This is a genomic window from Pseudoduganella aquatica, assembly GCF_009857595.1.
GTDB classification, from domain to species: domain Bacteria; phylum Pseudomonadota; class Gammaproteobacteria; order Burkholderiales; family Burkholderiaceae_D; genus Rugamonas; species Rugamonas aquatica_A.
The window spans coordinates 1-16,761 of sequence record NZ_WWCU01000047.1 but is presented as its reverse complement, the minus strand read 5'-3'; the positions used below and the strand labels follow the sequence as shown (position 1 = coordinate 16,761).

Genomic DNA, 16,761 nt, shown 5'->3' with positions numbered 1-16,761 from the left:
GAAGGCCGACCATCATGTTTGAACGATTGATACGCGCGTCCATCGCGCAGCGCTGGCTGGTGATGCTGCTGGTGCTGGGCATGGCCATCCTCGGCGTCTACAACTACCAGCGCCTGCCCGTCGATGCGGTCCCCGACATCACCAATGTGCAGGTGCAGATCAACACCGCAGCTCCCGGCTACTCGCCGCTGGAAACCGAACAGCGCATCTCGCTGCCGCTGGAGACGGCGATGGCGGGCCTGCCGCAGCTGGACCAGACGCGCTCCCTGTCGCGCTACGGCCTGTCGCAGATCACCGTCACCTTCAAGGACGGCACCGACATCTACTTTGCCCGCCAGCTGGTGAACGAGCGCCTGCAGGAAGTCCGCGCGCGGCTGCCGAGGGACGTCTTCCCCGCGCTCGGCCCCGTGTCGACCGGCTTGGGTGAAATCTACCTGTGGACGGTGGAGACCAGGGAAGGCGCAAAGAAGCCCGACGGCACGCCCTACACGCCGACCGACCTGCGCGACATCCAGGACTGGATCATCAAGCCGCAGCTGCGCACCGTGCCCGGCGTGACCGAAATCAATTCCATCGGCGGCTATGTGCGCGAGTACCAGGTGGCGCCGCATCCGGACAAGCTGGCCTCCTACGGCCTGGGCGTGCGCGACGTGGTGGCGGCGCTGGAGCGCAACAACGGCAGCACCGGGGCCGGCTATATAGAGCGCAACGGCGAGCAGCTGCTGGTGCGCGTGCCCGGCCAGCTCGCCACGCGCGACGATATCGCCAACGTGGTGCTCACCAGTGCGGACGGCATACCGGTGCGCGTGCGCGACATTGGCGAGGTGCTGGAAGGCCGCGAGCTGCGCACTGGCGCCGCCACCGAGAACGGCCGCGAGGTGGTGCTGGGCACGGTGTTCATGCTGATAGGCCAGAACAGCCGCACCGTCTCGCGCGCGGTGGATGCGCGCATGGAGCAGATCAACCGCAGCCTGCCGGCAGGCGTGCACGCGGTCACCGTGTACGACCGCACCACGCTGGTGGACAAGGCCATCGCCACGGTGCGTACCAATCTGCTGGAAGGCGCGGTGCTGGTGGTGGCGGTGCTGTTCGCCTTCCTCGGCAACCTGCGCGCGGCGCTGATCACGGCCATGGTGATCCCGCTGTCCATGCTGTTCACCTTTACCGGCATGGTCTCGTACAAGGTGAGCGCCAACCTGCTCAGCCTGGGCGCGCTGGACTTCGGCATTATTGTCGATGGCGCGGTGGTCATCGTGGAGAACTGCGTGCGGCGGCTGGCGCATGCGCAGGCCGCGCTGGGGCGGCCGCTCACGCGCAGCGAACGCATGGACGAGGTGTTCGCCGCCGCGCGCGAGGCACGCAGGCCGCTGCTGTTCGGGCAGCTCATCATCATGGCCGTGTACCTGCCCATCTTTGCGTTCAGCGGCGTGGAGGGACGCATGTTCCACCCCATGGCGCTGACCGTGGTGATTGCGCTGTTCGGCGCCATGGTGCTGTCCATGACCTTTGTGCCGGCCGCCGTGGCGCTGTTCATCGGCGAGCGCGTAAGCGAGAAAGAGAATGCCGTGATGCGCGCGGCGGCGCGCTGGTACGCGCCGGTGCTGGACCTGTCCCTGGCGAACAAGCCGGTGGTGCTGGCCTTCGCGGCGGTGGCGGTCCTGCTGTCCGCCCTGCTGGCTTCGCGCATGGGCAGCGAGTTCGTGCCCAGCCTGGACGAAGGCGACATCGCGCTGCAGACGCTGCGCATTCCCGGCACCAGCCTGACGCAGTCGGTGACGATGCAGCAGCAACTGGAACGCAAGCTGATGCAGGAGTTCCCGGAGATTGAACGCGTGTTCGCGCGCATAGGCACGGCGGAGGTGGCGTCCGATCCCATGCCGCCGAACAGCGCGGACGGCTTCATCATGTTCAAGCCGCGCGACCAGTGGCCCAAGCCGCGCAAGACGCGCGAGCAATTGGAGACGGCCATCCGCGCCAGCGTGGAGCAGCTGCCCGGCAACAGCTACGAGTTCTCGCAGCCTATCCAGCTGCGCTTCAACGAGCTGATTTCGGGCGTGCGCAGCGACGTGGCGGTGAAGGTGTTCGGCGACGATATGGCGGTGCTGAACGAAACTGCGGAGCGGATTTCGGCGGTGCTGGCGAAGGTTGCAGGGGCGAGCGAGGTGAAGGTCGAGCAGACCAGCGGCCTGCCTATGCTCACCGTGAATATCGACCGTGCCAGGCTGGCGCGGTACGGCCTCAATTCGGCCGAGGTGCAGGAGACCTTGGCGGCGGCCGTGGGCGGGCAGCAGGCGGGCGATGTGTTCCAGGGCGACCGGCGCTTCGATATCGTGGTGCGCTTGCCCGAGCAGATGCGCGGCGACCTGGATGCGATACGGCGGCTGCCGATTGCGCTGCCTGCGCATGGGCGCGGCGCGGCGGGCAGCGGCACGGCTGGCGCGGGCAACTTCATTCCGCTGGGCGAGGTTGCCACGCTGGAGGTGGCGCCGGGGCCGAACCAGGTCAGCCGGGAACAGGGCAAGCGGCGCGTGGTGGTCAGCGCGAACGTGCGCGGGCGCGACATCGGCTCGTTCGTGGCGGCGGCCGAGAAGGCCATACAGCAGCAGGTGAAGCTGCCGCCGGCCTACTGGATCACCTGGGGCGGGCAGTTCGAGCAGTTGCAGTCGGCGGTGGACCGCTTGAAGCTGGTGGTGCCGGCCGCGCTGCTGGTGGTGCTGGCGCTGCTGTTCGCCATGTTCGGCAACCTGAAGGACGGACTGCTGGTGTTCAGCGGCATACCGTTCGCGCTCACCGGCGGCATCGCGGCGCTGGCGCTGCGCGGATTGCCGCTGTCGATATCGGCGGCGGTGGGGTTTATTGCGCTGTCCGGCGTGGCAGTGCTTAACGGGCTGGTGCTGATTTCATTTATCCGCAGCCTGCGCGAGCAAGGCAGGCCGCTGGACGAGGCGATACGGGAAGGCGCGCTGGGCAGGCTAAGGCCGGTGCTGATGACGGCGCTGGTGGCCGCACTGGGCTTCGTGCCGATGGCGCTGGCCGCCGGCACCGGCGCCGAGGTGCAGCGGCCGCTGGCCACGGTGGTGATCGGCGGGATTCTGTCGTCCACCGTGCTGACCATGCTGGTGCTGCCGATGCTGTACCGGCTCGCACATGGCGGGTTACGCGCTGCGCATTAACCCGCCCTACGCGTACCACACGGCGCTGCATGCGGCACGTGGTACGCGTATGACACGGCGTTGCATGCGGCACGCGGTACGCGTATGACACGGCGCTGCGTGCGACACCCGGTACGCGTATGGCACGGCGTTGCATGCTGCATGCGGTACGCGTATGGCGCGGCGCTGCATGCGGTATGTGGTACGTGGCGTATCGTAGGGCGGGTTAGCGGGACGCGTAACCCGCCGATACGCGGCGTAAAAAAAGCGGCCCTCGGGCCGCTCTTTGCGATGCGCATCGAACTTACTTCGACGCTTCGCCTTTCTTGATCCACGCCGCCAGCTGGTGCGGGCGGATGCCGTCGTAGTCTTCGAACGGCTGGTGGATCCATGGGTTGTGCGGCAGTTCTTCCATCTGGTAGTCCGGACGGAACGCCGAGCTGCCCTTGGTCCAGATCACGGCCGATTTCACCTCGGTCACGCCTTCGAAGTTTTCCTTCAAATGCTGCATGACTTTGATCAGCGTGACGCCCGAATCGGCCAGGTCGTCGACCAGCAGGATGCGGCCGGACAGCGGACCCTTGGTCATCGTCATGTACTTGGCGATGTCCAGGTCACCCTGCACGGTGCCCTTGTCGGCACGGTAGGAACTGGTCGACAGGATGGCCAGCGGCACGTCGAAAATGCGCGAGAATACGTCGCCGGGACGCACGCCGCCGCGCGCCAGGCACAGGACCATGTCGAACTTCCAGCCCGATTCATGCACCTTGAGCGCCAGGCGCTCGATCAGGCGGTGGTATTCATCCCAGGACACCCACAGGTGCTTGTCATCGGATTGAGGGGTGCTCATTTGTTCTATCCTTCTTACTCGTAAGGATGGCGCAGTACGATGGTTTCTTCGCGGTCAGGGCCGGTCGATACCATATCCACTGGCACGCCAACCAGTTCTTCGATGCGCTTGATATAAGCGCGCGCGTTTGCAGGCAGCGCGGCCAGCGATTTAGCGCCGACAGTGCTTTCGCTCCAGCCCGGCATCTCTTCATAGATGGGCTGGCAGCGGCCTGCGTCCTCTGCGCCGACCGGGAAGATGTCCACGGTGCGGCCGTCCAGCGTGTAGCTGGTGCAGATTTTGATGGTTTCCAGGCCGTCCATGACGTCCAGCTTGGTGATGCACATGCCGGACACGCCGTTGATCTGGACCGAGCGGCGCAGCAGCGCGGCGTCGAACCAGCCGCAGCGGCGGGCGCGGCCCGTCACGGTGCCGAACTCGTGGCCGACCGACGACAGGTGGTGGCCAACGCCGGCATCGGTAGGCAGTTCCGAAGGGAACGGGCCGGAGCCGACGCGGGTGGTGTAGGCCTTGGTGATGCCCAGGATGTAGTGCAGCATGCCAGGACCGACGCCGGCGCCGGCGGCGGCGTTACCGGCCACGCAGTTCGACGAGGTGACGAACGGGTAGGTGCCGTGGTCCACGTCCAGCAGCGAGCCTTGCGCGCCTTCGAACAGCAGGTTGCCGCCGGCCTTGTGCGCGGCGTACAGGGCGCTCGACACGTCGGTCACCATGGGGCGCAGGCGCGGCACGTAGGCCAGCGCGTCGTCCAGGGTCTTCTGGTAGTCGACCTTCGGAGCCTTCAGGTAGTTTTCCAGCACGAAGTTGTGGTAGTCCAGGTTTTCGCGCAGTTTTTCAGCCAGGCGTTCTTCGTTCAGCAGGTCGGCGATGCGGATGGCGCGGCGCGCCACCTTGTCTTCGTAGGCCGGGCCGATGCCCTTGCCGGTGGTGCCGATCTTGGCGGCGCCGCGGGCCGCTTCGCGGGCCGCGTCCAGCGCGCTGTGGTACGGGAAGATGACCGGGCAAGCCTCGGAGATCTTCAGGCGCGAAGCCACTTCCACGCCGACCGCTTCCAGCTTGTCGATTTCGCGCAGCACGTCCGGCACCGACACCACCACACCGTTGCCGATGTAGCAGGCCACGCCTGGACGCATGATGCCCGACGGGATCAGCTGCAGCGCAGTCTTCACGCCGCCGATGACCAGCGTGTGGCCGGCGTTGTGGCCGCCCTGGAAACGCACCACGCCCTGGGCGTGATCAGTCAGCCAATCAACGATTTTACCTTTGCCTTCATCGCCCCATTGGGTGCCGATGACAACCACGTTCTTTGCCATATTTTTTTTCGACATCGTACTAACCTAAGTTTTTAAGAATCCAGTTGCTACCACTATCGTCGAGCACCAGCGCGCGGTCGCACTCGAACTCGTCCTGTTCATTGCTGTGACCCGGCAGACTCTGGATCACCACTTCGCCGGTCTTGCGCAGCTCGGCGATTTTATCTTTCAATTCAGGCGCATTGCCCCACGGCGCGCGGATCGAGTGCTTGCGCTCGGCCGTCGGCAGCAGGCGCGCCAGTTCGCGCAAATCCATCGAGAAGCCGGTGGCGGGACGCGCCCGGCCAAACGCTTCGCCAACGTGGTCATAACGGCCGCCGCGCAGCACCGCGTTCGGCAGGCCCGGCACGTAGATGGCGAACATGGCGCCGCTCTCGTACTGGTAGCCGCGCAGGTCGGCCAGGTCGACCGCCACTTCGCGGCCGATGGCGGCATTGTCCGCAGTCGCGGCCAGCGCGGCCAGCTCGGCCAGCGCCTTGGCGATGCCCGGCAGGTCCGGCAGCACCTCGCGGGCGCGCTTGAGCACGTCCACGTCGCCGTACAGGTTCGGCAGGGCCAGCAGCGCGGAGCGCACCAGCGGGCTGTAATGGGCGGTCTGGGCTTCCAGGCCCGGCACGTCCTTGGCGCGCAGCAGCAGGTACAGCGCCGCTTCGTCCTTGGCCGCGTTGGCGTCCTCGGCCAGGATGGCGCGCAGCACGCCCACGTGGGACAGGTCCAGGCGCACGTCGGTGAAGCCGGCCAGCGCCAGGGAGGCCAGCGCCAGTTCCTGGATCTCGGCGTCCGCTTCCAGGCCGGCGTGGCCGTAGATTTCGGCGCCGATCTGCAGCGGCTCGCGGGTGGTGTGCAGGCCCGACGGACGGGTATGCAGCACGCTGCCGGCGTAGCACAGGCGGGTGACGGTGGCGCGGTTGAGCAGGTGGGCGTCGATACGGGCCACTTGCGTGGTCATGTCGGCGCGCAGGCCCAGCATGCGGCCGGAGATCTGGTCCACCAGCTTGAAGGTGCGCAGCTCGGTGTCCTGGCCGGCGCCGGTCATCAGGGACTCGACGTACTCCAGCAGCGGCGGCATCACGAGTTCGTAGCCATACAGCCGGAAGTTATCCAGCATCAGGCGGCGCAATTCTTCAATCTTGCGCGCTTCGGACGGCAGTACGTCCGCAATATGTTCGGGCAATAGCCAATTCGGCATGGGGAAAACCGGCAACGGTGTTGTTGAGATATCGATCATGCGCCCACAGGACGCACACGGCAATCGGAGGGCCGAACCGCATATTTTACGCGAAAATGCGGACGGATGGAAATAAAAGCTGGTCGGGAGGGGGAATTCGGGGGATCCGCCAGGGTGCGGCGGAGTATGGCGGGAACGCGTAGGGCGGGTTAGCGGCGCAGCCGCGTAACCCGCCAGCGCCGCCGGCGACTTACTTCTTGCCGTCGCTGCCGGCGCCCTTGAAGTACTTGAAGAACTCCGAGTTCGGGTCCAGCACCAGCACGTCGCTGCGATTCTTGAACGATTCGCGGTAGGCGGTCAGGCTGCGGTAGAACTTGTAGAACTCCGGATTGCGGCCGAAGGCGTCGGCGTAGATCTGGCTGGCCTTGGCGTCGCCCTCGCCCTTGATGGTCTCGGCGGCGCGGTAGGCTTCGGCCAGGATCACGGTGCGCTGGCGGTCTGCGTCGGCGCGGATCTTCTCCGAGTCGGCGGTACCGGTGGAGCGCAGTTCGTTGGCCACGCGCACGCGCTCGGCCTTCATGCGCTCGTACACGGAGTTGTTGATCTGCTCCACGTAGTCCACGCGTTTCAGGCGCACGTCGATGATCTCGACGCCGATCTGCTTGGCTTCCACGATGACCTTGGTGCGGATCGCTTCCATGACCTTGCCGCGCTGGCCGGAAATCACTTCGCGCACGGTGCGCTTGGTGATTTCGTCGTTCAGCGCCGCTTTCACGATCTGCGACATGCGGTCGCGCGCACGGCTTTCATCGCCGCCGAAGGACACGAAGTACAGGCGCGGCTCGACGATGCGCCATTTGACGAAGGCGTCCACCAGGATGTTCATCTTCTCGGCCGTGATGAAACGGTCGGCGTCCGGCGAATCGATGGTCATGATGCGCTTGTCCAGGTACAGCACGTTCTGGAACGGCGGCGGCAGCTTGAAGTGCAGGCCGGGCTCGCTGATGACCTGCTTGACTTCACCCAGCGCGAACACGATGGCGTACTTGCGCTGGTCGACCACGAACACGGTCGAGGACAACAGCATCAGGGCGACGAAGCCACTGATCAGGATGGTAACTATGCGATTCATTAACGGCTCTCCCGATCACGTGAGGACTCGCGCGAACGGCTGTCGCGCGGGCGGCTGACTTCCGGCGGCGGCAGGCCGTCCGACGGCAGCATCACGGCGGTGGGCGGCGGCGGCGTGGCGTTCGCTTTCGCGGCGGCGTCGCTGGCGGCGGCCTGGGCGATGAGTTTATCCAGCGGCAGATACAGCAGGTTGTTGCCGGCGCGCGAATCGATCATCACCTTGCTGGTGCTGGAGAAGATCTGCTGCATGGTGTCGAGGTACATGCGGTCGCGGGTCACGCCCGGCGCCTTGGCGTACTCGGCCTGCACCGACTTGAAGCGCGAGGCGTTACCTTCGGCGTTCTCCACCACTTGCGAGCGGTAGGCTTCGGCGTCCTGGGTCAGGCGCGACGCGGCGCCGCGCGACTCGGGAATCACCTTGTTGGCGTAGGCCTGGCCTTCGTTCTTCAGGCGTTCGCGGTCCTGGCCGGCCTTGACGGCGTCGTCGAAGGCGGCTTGCACCTGCTCCGGCGGCTGCACGCCCTGCATGGTCACATTGGTGATCTGCGCGCCGGTGGCGTAGCGGTCCAGGATCTGCTGCATCAGCTGCTGGGTTTCAAACGCGACTTTCTCGCGGCCCTCGTACAGCACGAAGTCCATCTTGCTCTTGCCGACGATTTCGCGGATCGAGGTCTCCGCCACCTGCATCACGGTTTCTTCCGGATTGGTGTTGCTGGTGATCCAGGCCACCGGGTTCTTCAGCGTGTACTGCACGGCGAACTGGATGTCGATAATGTTTTCGTCGTCGGTCAGCATCAGCGACTCGCGCGGCTGCTTGTTCTTGACGTTGTTGCGGTAGCCCACTTCCACCGTACGCACCTGCGACACGTTGACGGTGACGTCGCTCTGGAAGGGATAAGGCCAGCGCCAGTTCAGGCCGGCAGGCGTGACGTGCGAGACCTTGCCGAAGGTGAACACCACCCCGGTCTGGCCTTCCTGCACGATAAAGGCGCCGCTGGCCAGCCACACCAGCGCGGCGATCGCGCCGACCGCGCCCACGGTGAAGCCGGCGCCGCGCATGTCGCCGCCACTGCCGCCGCCACCGCCGCTGCCGCCGTTGTTATTCCGTTTCTGGCCAAACAAGCCGTTCAGGCGCTGATTGAAATCGCGCCACAGCTGGTCCAGGTCCGGCGGACCTTCACCGGGTTTCTTGCCTTCTTGGGCCTGCTTGTTGCCGTCCTTCTTGTCCGCCCCCCAGCGAGGGTCGTTCAAGTTCAGCTTCAAGCCTATTCTTTTTTTTAAGGAGGAGAAAGGCATGCTAATGAGATCCAACTTGGGTGGAAGTGGAATGGCCTTCGGATTCGGAGTCGCCGTCTACATCCAGCAGATCCTCGTCTTCCTCGGGCGCCTGGTACAGATAAGCCTTGCCGGGTGCGGCCTTGGCCGCTTCAGTGATGGCACTGCGCAGCAGGTCCAGGCCTGCGCCGGTGCGTGCACTGGTGAAAACGCGAGAAATTTTATCATATTCATCACGCTCGACCGCCGGCTCCAGGCCGGCCGCGTCGATCTTGTTCCACACCAGGATCTGCGGAATATGGTCGGCGCCGATTTCGCGCAGCACCAGGTTCACCTGCTCGATCTGCTCCATGCGCACCGGACTGGCGGCGTCCACCACGTGCAGCAGCAGGTCGGCGTGAATGGTTTCCTCCAGCGTGGCGCGGAATGCCGCCACCAGCTGGTGCGGCAGTTCCCGCACGAAACCAACCGTGTCCGAAATCACCACATTGCCCACTTCCTCGCCCATGTAGACGCGGCGCGAAGTGGTGTCCAGCGTGGCGAACAGCTGGTCGGCCACGTAGACGCCGGCCTTGGTCATGGCGTTGAACAGCGTGGACTTGCCGGCATTGGTATAGCCGACCAGGGACACGGAGAAGGTCTGGCTGCGGCCGCGCGAACGGCGCTGGGTCTCGTGCTGCTTGCGCAGCTTGGCCAGGCGCGCGCGCAGCGCCTTGACGCGCTCGCCGATCAGGCGGCGGTCGGTCTCGAGCTGGGTTTCACCGGGGCCGCGCAGGCCGATACCGCCCTTTTGCCGTTCCAGGTGGGTCCAGCCGCGGATCAATCGCGTGGCCAGGTGCTGCAGCTGCGCCAGTTCCACCTGCAGCTTGCCCTCGTGGCTCTGCGCGCGCTGCGCGAAGATGTCGAGGATCAGGCTGGTACGGTCGAGCACGCGCACTTGCAGGCGCTTTTCCAGGTTGCGCTGCTGCGCGGGAGACAGGGCGTGATTGAAAATGACGATCTCAAGCTTGAGATCCTGGACGGCCAAGCCGATCTCGTCGGCCTTGCCGCTGCCGACGAAATAAGCCGCGTCCGGACTGGAGCGTTTGCCGGTAATCGTGGTGACCGGGTCTGCTCCCGCCGAGCGGGCAAGCAGCATCAGTTCCTCGACGCTGGCGGCAAAATCGCCCTGACCGAAGTCTACCCCGACTAAAGCTGCGCGCATGCGACCGCCAGGCAAGGTGGGAGGCGAAGATTAAAGCTCAATGATTATTCCGCTTCGGATTCGATGTTCAGGTTCACGGCGCGGGCCGGCACCACGGTCGAAATGGCGTGCTTGTACACCATCTGGGTCACGGTATTGCGCAGCAATACCACGTATTGGTCGAACGACTCGATATGGCCCTGCAGCTTGATGCCGTTGACCAGGTAGATCGAGACAGGAACGTGTTCCTTGCGCAGTGCGTTCAGGAATGGGTCTTGTAACAGTTGCCCTTTGTTGCTCATAACAGCTCCGTTTTTGTGTTGTTGTGTAAGAATTGGAGGCGACTCGCTGTATTTCAAGTGCCCAGCACCATTCTCTGCCTGGAGAATGATGCTGCCAAGCTACTGTAACCTGTTTTTGACATTCGTGCAGTGCGTAGCGTACAGGAATGTCAATCTTAAGCTCGTTATCAGGGTTTATTTTACGCGCTTGTCGAACGGGTTTTTACCGGTGCGCAGTTCAATGCGCAGCGGCGTGCCAACCAGGTTGAACGTGTCGCGGAAATGCTTTTCCAGATAACGCTTGTACGGGTCGGACACCGCGTCCAGGGAATTGCCGTGGATAACGATCACCGGCGGGTTCATGCCGCCCTGGTGCGCATAGCGCATCTTAGGACGGATGGAGCCCTTGCGCTTCGGTTCCTGCTTCTCCACCGCTTCCTGCAGCGCGCGGGTCAGCTTGGGCGTCGACAGGTCGGCCATGGCGGCGGCGTAAGCCTGGTCCACCGACTTCATCAGCGGGCCGATGCCGGAGGCCTTCAGCGCGGAAATGAAGTGCATCTTGGCGAAGCCCAGGAAGTCCAGCTTGCGGTCCAGGTCGATCTTGATCTCGTCGCGGTCGTCCGACTGCAGGCCGTCCCACTTGTTGACGGCCACCACCAGCGCGCGGCCGGTTTCCAGCACGAAGCCGGCGATGTGGGCGTCCTGCTCGGAGATGTCCTGCTGGGCGTCCAGCATCAGGATCACGACGTTGGCTTCCGAAATCGACTGCAGGGTCTTGACCACCGAGAATTTCTCGATGGCTTCGAACACGCGGCCGCGGCGGCGGATACCGGCCGTGTCGATCAGCGTGTACTGCTTGCCGTCGCGCTCGAAGGGAATCTCGATCGAGTCGCGGGTGGTGCCCGGCATGTCGAAGGCGATCACGCGCTCTTCGCCCAGCAGGGTGTTGATCAGCGTGGACTTGCCCACGTTGGGGCGGCCCACCAGCGCGATCTTCACGCCGCGCTCGGCCGGAGCCAGCTCCTCGGCGTCTTCCGGACGCTGCTGGAAGGCCTTGTCCAGCGCTTCTTCCACCAGGTCATGCACGCCGTCGCCGTGGGCGGCCGAGATCACATAGGGATCGCCCATGCCCAGCTCGTAGAAGTCGGACACCACGGCGGTGTAGCGCATGCCTTCCGACTTGTTGACCACCAGCAGCACGGGGCGGCCGGTCTTGCGCAGGAAGTCGGTGATGGTCTTGTCATGCGGCGTCAGGCCTTGGCGGCCGTCGACCAGGAACACCACGATGTCCGCCTCCGCGACGGCCTGCTTGGTCTGCAGCGCCATCTGGAACATGATGCCTTCCTTGGCGACCGGCTCGAAACCGCCGGTGTCCACCACCAGGAAGGGGCGTTCGCCGAGGCGGCCTTCGCCGTAATGGCGATCGCGCGTCAGGCCTGGCAAGTCCGCCACCAGCGCGTCGCGCGAGCGGGTCAGACGATTGAATAAGGTCGATTTCCCGACATTGGGTCGACCTACGAGTGCTATAACCGGCTTCATTGTATTACTCGACCGCTAACGCGGTCACTGTCCCTGATTGGGTTTGGAAAATCAAATTCGAGCCAGCGATGACGGGCGACGATTGTATCGCCGTGCCGTCGGTGCTGACCCGGGCTATTAGTGCGCCATCTTCGCGCGACAGGAAGTGAATGTGGCCCTGGAAGTCGCCCACGGCTACGCTGCGGCCGAAAGATGCGGGCGTGGACAGGCGGCGGAAGGCCAGCTTGTCGCTTTTCCAGGCACTCTGTCCGCCTTCGCGGGAGAAGGCCGCCACGGCGCCCTTCTCGTCCGCGGTGAACACGAAACGCTGGTCCACCGCCACGCCGACATCGGAAGACACTTCCTTGGTCCAGCGCGCCTGGCCGCCGGCCAGGTCAAAGCAGCCCACGCGGCCCTGGTAGGTCACCGCGCAGATATCTTTCTCGAACACCACCGGGGTGCCGGCCACGTCGGCCACGCGCTCCAGTTCGGTGGCGCCCTTCGGCTCGCCCACCGACACTTCGAAGCGCGGCACGCCGGTGGCCAGCGTCAGCGCCAGCAGCTTGCCGCCGGGCTGGCCGACGTAGACGTTGGCGCCGCTGATGACCATGCCCGGCGCATTGCGCAGGGTCAGGGCCGGGGTGGTGCGCAGCACGGACCAGCGCTTGGCGCCGGTCTTGGCTTCGAAGGCCGTGATGCGGTTGTCCACCGAGCGCACGATGACGACGTCGTCCGCCGCCACCGGCGAGGACAGCACCTCGCTCGAGGCCTGCGCCTTCCACAGTTCCTTGCCATTGCCGTCGAAGGCGATGATGTTGCCCTTGAGGCCGCCCACCACCACCACTTCGCCGTTCGGGCTCACGCCCACGCCGGCGGTCAGGTCGCTGCCGGCCTTGACGCGCCACAGTTGCTTGCCGCTGGCCGCGTCCAGGCGCGCCAGGGCGCCGTCCGCGTCGGCCACGAAGACGCTGCCGGCGGCGGCGGCCGGGCTGAAGTTGTACGCGCCGGACTTGCCGAGCGAGTATTTCCAGGCGGTCTTCACGGCCAGGCTGCTTTTCAGTTCCACCAGCGCGGCGGGCTTGTCCTTAGGCTCGCTGGCGAAAGGATTGATCTTGTCCAAGGTGCTGCAACCTGCGGCCAGGGCCAGCAGGCTTACGCCAACTACTTTACCGGTAATACGCATAAATATCCTTAAGCATGCATTGCGACGGCGCGGCGGGTTACGGCGCGGCGCGCCTAACCCGCCCTACGCTCCGATTTTTCGTTCTTAAGCTGCGGCCTTGGGTTCGGCTGGCACGGTGCCGCCGATGGCTTCGAGCTTGAGCTGGATCAGCTGGCGGCCCGGGGTTTTCTTGTCGGTGGCGTTCAGCGCGGCCAGGTAGGCGGTGCGCGCTTCGGCCAGCTTGTTCTGCGCGGCCAGCACGTCGCCCTTGCGGTCCGCCACGGCGCCTTCGAACTGCTTGGGCACCGCCACGGCCAGCACCTTCAGCGCCTCGTCGTAGGCTTTTTCGTCCAGCAGCACGCCGGCCAGGCGCACGCGCGCGATGGCTTTGTATTCGTCGTTGCCGTGCTCGATGGCCCAGTTCAGCTGGGCTTTCGCGGTTTTCAGGTCATTCGCCTCGAAGGCTTGCTTGGCCGACGCCAGCGCCGTCATGGCGGCGTAGGAGGTGCTGGCGAACTTGGTTTCCATGTCGGCCGTGGCGCGCTGCACCTTGGCCGCGTCCTTGGCCGCGATGGCGGTCTGCAGTTCGTCGTACAGCGCCGAGGCCGATGCGGCCTGGTCGCGCTGGTAGTAGTTCCAGCCGTTCCAGCCGGAATAGGCCGCCAGGCCCGCGATCAGTACCCACGACGTCAGGTTGCCGTACTTGGCCCACCAGGCTTTGAAGTTAGCTAGCTGTTCTTGTTCTTCGAGATCGTATGCCATGAAATTACTCTGTGCTCTGGTTAAGGGTTGATATTAATGCTTGCAGTTTTCGTCATGCACGTGGAAATGGTGGTGCTCCTCACCATCGCCCGTGATGTGGTCCACGATGTAGTCGACCACGCTGTCAAACGCCACGGTGGCTTGCTGGTGCTCGCCTTCTTCGCCGCGCATGGCCTTCACATTGGCCGTGGCGCTGGCCACTTCGGATTCGCCGATGATGACGGCGAAGGAAGCGCCGCTGCCGTCGGCCTTTTTCATCTGGCTCTTGAAAGAGCCGGCGCCGCTCAGCGCTGCGCAGTGCAGCACCACGTCCAGGCCGGCGTCGCGCAGGCGCTCGGCCAGCACGAAGGCCTGCATCTGCGCTTCTTCGCCCTGGTGCACCATGTACACGTCGCACTGGTTAGGGTCGGCAGGCTCGCCGGCCGATTTCATCAGTTCCACCAGGCGCTCGATGCCCATGGCGAAGCCCACCGCCGGGGTCGGCTTGCCGCCGAAGGTTTCGAACAGCGGATCGTAGCGGCCGCCGGCGCAAACGGTGCCTTGCGTGCCCAGCTCGTCCGTCACCCACTCGAACACGGTGCGGTTGTAGTAGTCCAGGCCGCGCACCAGGCGGGTGTTGATGGTGAACGGGATGTTGTTGTGGTTCAGGATCTTCTGCACGCCGTTGAAGTGCGCCAGCGAGCCTTCGCCCAGGTAGTCCAGCAGCTTGGGCGCGTTGTTGACCAGCTCCTGCATGGCCGGGTTCTTGGTGTCCAGGATGCGCAGCGGATTGGTGTGCAGGCGGCGCTGGGCTTCGGCGTCCAGCAGCTCGCTGTGCGATTCCAGGTAGGCGATCAGGTCCACGCGGTGCTTGGCGCGCTCGTCGGCGTCGCCGATGGAGTTCAGTTCCAGGCGGATGTTTTCCAGGCCCAGGTCATCCCACAGGCGGCGGCACATCATGATCATTTCGGCGTCCACGTCCGGGCCGGTGAAGCCCACGGCCTCGCAGCCGAACTGGTGGAACTGGCGATAGCGGCCGCGCTGCGGTTTCTCGTGGCGGAACATCTGGCCTTTGTACCACAGGCGTTTCGGGCCTTCGTACACCAGGTTGTTCTCGATCACGGAACGCACCACGCCGGCCGTGCCTTCAGGACGCAGGGTCAGCGCGTCGCCGTTCATGGAATCGGTGAAGGAGTACATTTCCTTCTCGACGATGTCGGTGACGGCGCCGATGGCGCGCGCGAACAGGCTGGTGTTCTCGACGATGGGCGTGCGGATCTGCTGGAAGCCGTAGCTTTGCACCACGGATTGCGCAGTGTTCTCGAACAGTTCCCACAGGTGCGCGTCCTGCGGCAGCAGGTCGTTCATCCCTTTAATTGCGGTGATTTTTTCAGCTTTTTTATTGTCAGACATATGCTTTGCCGTAGTTCTTTTTAACGTAATCCAGCACGATGGCCTGGAATTCCTGGACGATATTGTCGCCGCGCAAGGTGGCGAATTTCTGGCCGTCGACAAACACCGGCGCGGCCGGCGATTCGCCGGTGCCGGGCAGGCTGATGCCGATGTTGGCGTGCTTGGACTCGCCGGGGCCGTTGACGATGCAGCCCATGACGGCCACGTTCATCGCTTCCACGCCGGGGTAGCTTTGCTTCCATTCCGGCATGGAGTCGCGCAGATAGGTCTGGATGTCGTCCGCCAGCTCCTGGAAGGTGGTGGACGTGGTGCGGCCGCAGCCAGGGCACGCGATCACCATCGGCGTGAATTTGCGCAGGCCCATGGTTTGCAGGATCTCCTGCCCCACCACCACTTCCTTGGTGCGGTCGCCGCCCGGTTCCGGGGTCAGCGAAATGCGGATGGTATCGCCTATGCCTTCCTGCAGCAGCACCGACAGCGCGGCGGTCGAGGCCACGATGCCCTTGCTGCCCATGCCCGCTTCGGTCAGGCCCAGGTGCAGCGGATAGTCGCAGCGCTTGCCCAGTTCGCGGTACACGGCGATCAGGTCCTGCACGCCGGAGACTTTGCAGGACAGGATAATCTTGTCGCGGCCCATGCCGAGTTCCTCGGCGCGCACCGCGTTTTCAATCGCGGACGTGATCAGCGCTTCGTACATGACGGCTTGCGCGCTCCACGGGTTCGCGCGCGCGGCGTTCTCGTCCATGATGCGCGCCAGCAGCGCCTGGTCCAGGCTGCCCCAGTTGACGCCGATGCGCACCGGCTTGTCGTGCTTGACGGCCACTTCGATCATCTGGGCGAACTGCGTGTCGCGCTTGGCGCCCTTGCCCACGTTGCCGGGGTTGATGCGGTACTTGGACAGCGCCTGGGCGCAGTCCGGGTAGTCGGTCAGCAGCGTGTGGCCGTTGTAGTGGAAGTCGCCCACCAGCGGCACGTCGATGCCCATCTTGTCCAGCTGGTCGCGGATATAGGGCACGGCGGCGGCCGCCTCCGGGCGGTCCACCGTCAGGCGCACCAGTTCGGAACCGGCGCGCGCCAGTTCCTTGATCTGGATGGCGGTCGCCACGGCGTCGGCCGTGTCGGTATTGGTCATCGACTGCACCACCACGGGCGCGTCGCCGCCGACCCAGATCTTGCGGTCGCCATGCGCCACCAGCACGCTGCGGCTGCCACGGCGCGCTTGCGGGCCGGAAGGGATTGCGGTGTTCGTCATCGGAACGTCCATCTTGATTGCTTGATACTTATTTAATATTCACGCGTGCAATTGTACCGCCTGGCACTTCCGGCAGCGCCAAAGGCTGGCCGCGCAAGGTGGCCTGCACGTGGCCGGGCTTGCCTACGATGAGCAGCGCGGCGTCGTTGATCTCGAACTGTTCCGTGCTGCCGCCCTTGACCAGGCGGGCGATCAGCGACGGCTTGCCGGGACGGCGGATTTCCACCCACGAGTCGTCGGTAAACTTCAGCACCAGCGTGGCCGGGCCGGTTGCGGCGGCTGGCGCGGCGGCGGCCGGAGCGGGCGCTGCCGGGGCTGGCGC

14 protein-coding genes are annotated in these 16,761 nt (G+C 64.9%); 1 reads left to right on the top strand and 13 read right to left on the bottom strand.

All coding sequences use genetic code 11. The annotated features are described in order from the left end of the window. Positions 1–14: 14 nt before the first annotated feature. A complete protein-coding gene (locus GTP77_RS26465) occupies positions 15–3,173 on the top strand; it encodes an efflux RND transporter permease subunit (protein ID WP_161075153.1) in 3,159 nt (1,052 codons plus the stop codon). A 283-nt stretch (positions 3,174–3,456) separates the two neighbouring features. Here the strand turns inward: GTP77_RS26465 and GTP77_RS26460 are convergent, their stop codons facing one another. The 13 genes from GTP77_RS26460 to GTP77_RS26400 all read right to left on the bottom strand — a co-directional run. Continuing rightward, a complete protein-coding gene (locus GTP77_RS26460; protein WP_161075152.1) occupies positions 3,457–4,002 on the bottom strand; it encodes a phosphoribosyltransferase in 546 nt (181 codons plus the stop codon). Between the two features lie 14 nt (positions 4,003–4,016). Further along, on the bottom strand, positions 4,017–5,330 hold the full coding sequence (locus GTP77_RS26455) for an adenylosuccinate synthase (protein WP_161075151.1): 1,314 nt from the start codon (positions 5,328–5,330) through the stop codon (positions 4,017–4,019). A gap of 4 nt (positions 5,331–5,334) precedes the next feature. Next, positions 5,335–6,504 carry an ATP phosphoribosyltransferase regulatory subunit gene (locus GTP77_RS26450; protein WP_161075150.1) on the bottom strand — a complete coding sequence of 390 codons (1,170 nt, stop codon included), beginning with the start codon at positions 6,502–6,504 and terminating at the stop codon, positions 5,335–5,337. Positions 6,505–6,733: 229 nt separating this feature from the next. After that, positions 6,734–7,615 carry a protease modulator HflC gene (gene hflC, locus GTP77_RS26445; RefSeq protein WP_161075149.1) on the bottom strand — a complete coding sequence of 294 codons (882 nt, stop codon included), beginning with the start codon at positions 7,613–7,615 and terminating at the stop codon, positions 6,734–6,736. Further along, positions 7,615–8,910, bottom strand: a complete 1,296-nt coding sequence (gene hflK / locus GTP77_RS26440; RefSeq protein WP_161075148.1) for an FtsH protease activity modulator HflK — start codon at positions 8,908–8,910, stop codon at positions 7,615–7,617. The genes hflC and hflK overlap by 1 nt, the downstream gene beginning before the upstream one ends. A gap of 1 nt (position 8,911) precedes the next feature. Then, the gene (gene hflX / locus GTP77_RS26435) at positions 8,912–10,093 is read right to left on the bottom strand and encodes a GTPase HflX (RefSeq protein ID WP_161075147.1); all 1,182 of its coding nucleotides are present in this window, start codon (positions 10,091–10,093) and stop codon (positions 8,912–8,914) included. A 44-nt stretch (positions 10,094–10,137) separates the two neighbouring features. Next, positions 10,138–10,374 (bottom strand): RNA chaperone Hfq, encoded by a 237-nt coding sequence (hfq, locus tag GTP77_RS26430; protein WP_008450615.1) that lies wholly within the window; start codon positions 10,372–10,374, stop codon positions 10,138–10,140. A 174-nt stretch (positions 10,375–10,548) separates the two neighbouring features. Beyond that, positions 10,549–11,892: a ribosome biogenesis GTPase Der gene (gene der, locus GTP77_RS26425; RefSeq protein ID WP_161075146.1), complete on the bottom strand. Its 1,344-nt coding sequence runs from the start codon at positions 11,890–11,892 to the stop codon at positions 10,549–10,551. Between the two features lie 4 nt (positions 11,893–11,896). Further along, positions 11,897–13,054, bottom strand: a complete 1,158-nt coding sequence (gene bamB / locus GTP77_RS26420; protein WP_161075145.1) for an outer membrane protein assembly factor BamB — start codon at positions 13,052–13,054, stop codon at positions 11,897–11,899. Between the two features lie 84 nt (positions 13,055–13,138). Further along, positions 13,139–13,795, bottom strand: coding sequence for a YfgM family protein (locus tag GTP77_RS26415; protein WP_161075144.1), 657 nt, complete (start codon positions 13,793–13,795; stop codon positions 13,139–13,141). Between the two features lie 33 nt (positions 13,796–13,828). Next, positions 13,829–15,187, bottom strand: a complete 1,359-nt coding sequence (hisS, locus tag GTP77_RS26410; RefSeq protein ID WP_161075143.1) for a histidine--tRNA ligase — start codon at positions 15,185–15,187, stop codon at positions 13,829–13,831. Continuing rightward, positions 15,180–16,439, bottom strand: coding sequence for a flavodoxin-dependent (E)-4-hydroxy-3-methylbut-2-enyl-diphosphate synthase (gene ispG, locus GTP77_RS26405; protein ID WP_161075142.1), 1,260 nt, complete (start codon positions 16,437–16,439; stop codon positions 15,180–15,182). The genes hisS and ispG overlap by 8 nt, the downstream gene beginning before the upstream one ends. A 28-nt stretch (positions 16,440–16,467) precedes the next feature. Then, positions 16,468–16,761: DUF4115 domain-containing protein (locus tag GTP77_RS26400; protein ID WP_161075141.1), on the bottom strand; the 294-nt coding region annotated here is incomplete at its 5' end.

Coding starts and splice junctions, on each gene's coding strand:
- GTP77_RS26465 (WP_161075153.1), top strand. CDS start 15: ATGTTTGAACGATTGATACGCGCGTCCATCGCGCAGCGCTGGCTGGTG.
- GTP77_RS26460 (WP_161075152.1), bottom strand. CDS start 4,002: ATGAGCACCCCTCAATCCGATGACAAGCACCTGTGGGTGTCCTGGGAT.
- GTP77_RS26455 (WP_161075151.1), bottom strand. CDS start 5,330: ATGTCGAAAAAAAATATGGCAAAGAACGTGGTTGTCATCGGCACCCAA.
- GTP77_RS26450 (WP_161075150.1), bottom strand. CDS start 6,504: ATGCCGAATTGGCTATTGCCCGAACATATTGCGGACGTACTGCCGTCC.
- hflC (WP_161075149.1), bottom strand. CDS start 7,615: ATGAATCGCATAGTTACCATCCTGATCAGTGGCTTCGTCGCCCTGATG.
- hflK (WP_161075148.1), bottom strand. CDS start 8,910: ATGCCTTTCTCCTCCTTAAAAAAAAGAATAGGCTTGAAGCTGAACTTG.
- hflX (WP_161075147.1), bottom strand. CDS start 10,093: ATGCGCGCAGCTTTAGTCGGGGTAGACTTCGGTCAGGGCGATTTTGCC.
- hfq (WP_008450615.1), bottom strand. CDS start 10,374: ATGAGCAACAAAGGGCAACTGTTACAAGACCCATTCCTGAACGCACTG.
- der (WP_161075146.1), bottom strand. CDS start 11,892: ATGAAGCCGGTTATAGCACTCGTAGGTCGACCCAATGTCGGGAAATCG.
- bamB (WP_161075145.1), bottom strand. CDS start 13,054: ATGCGTATTACCGGTAAAGTAGTTGGCGTAAGCCTGCTGGCCCTGGCC.
- GTP77_RS26415 (WP_161075144.1), bottom strand. CDS start 13,795: ATGGCATACGATCTCGAAGAACAAGAACAGCTAGCTAACTTCAAAGCC.
- hisS (WP_161075143.1), bottom strand. CDS start 15,187: ATGTCTGACAATAAAAAAGCTGAAAAAATCACCGCAATTAAAGGGATG.
- ispG (WP_161075142.1), bottom strand. CDS start 16,439: ATGACGAACACCGCAATCCCTTCCGGCCCGCAAGCGCGCCGTGGCAGC.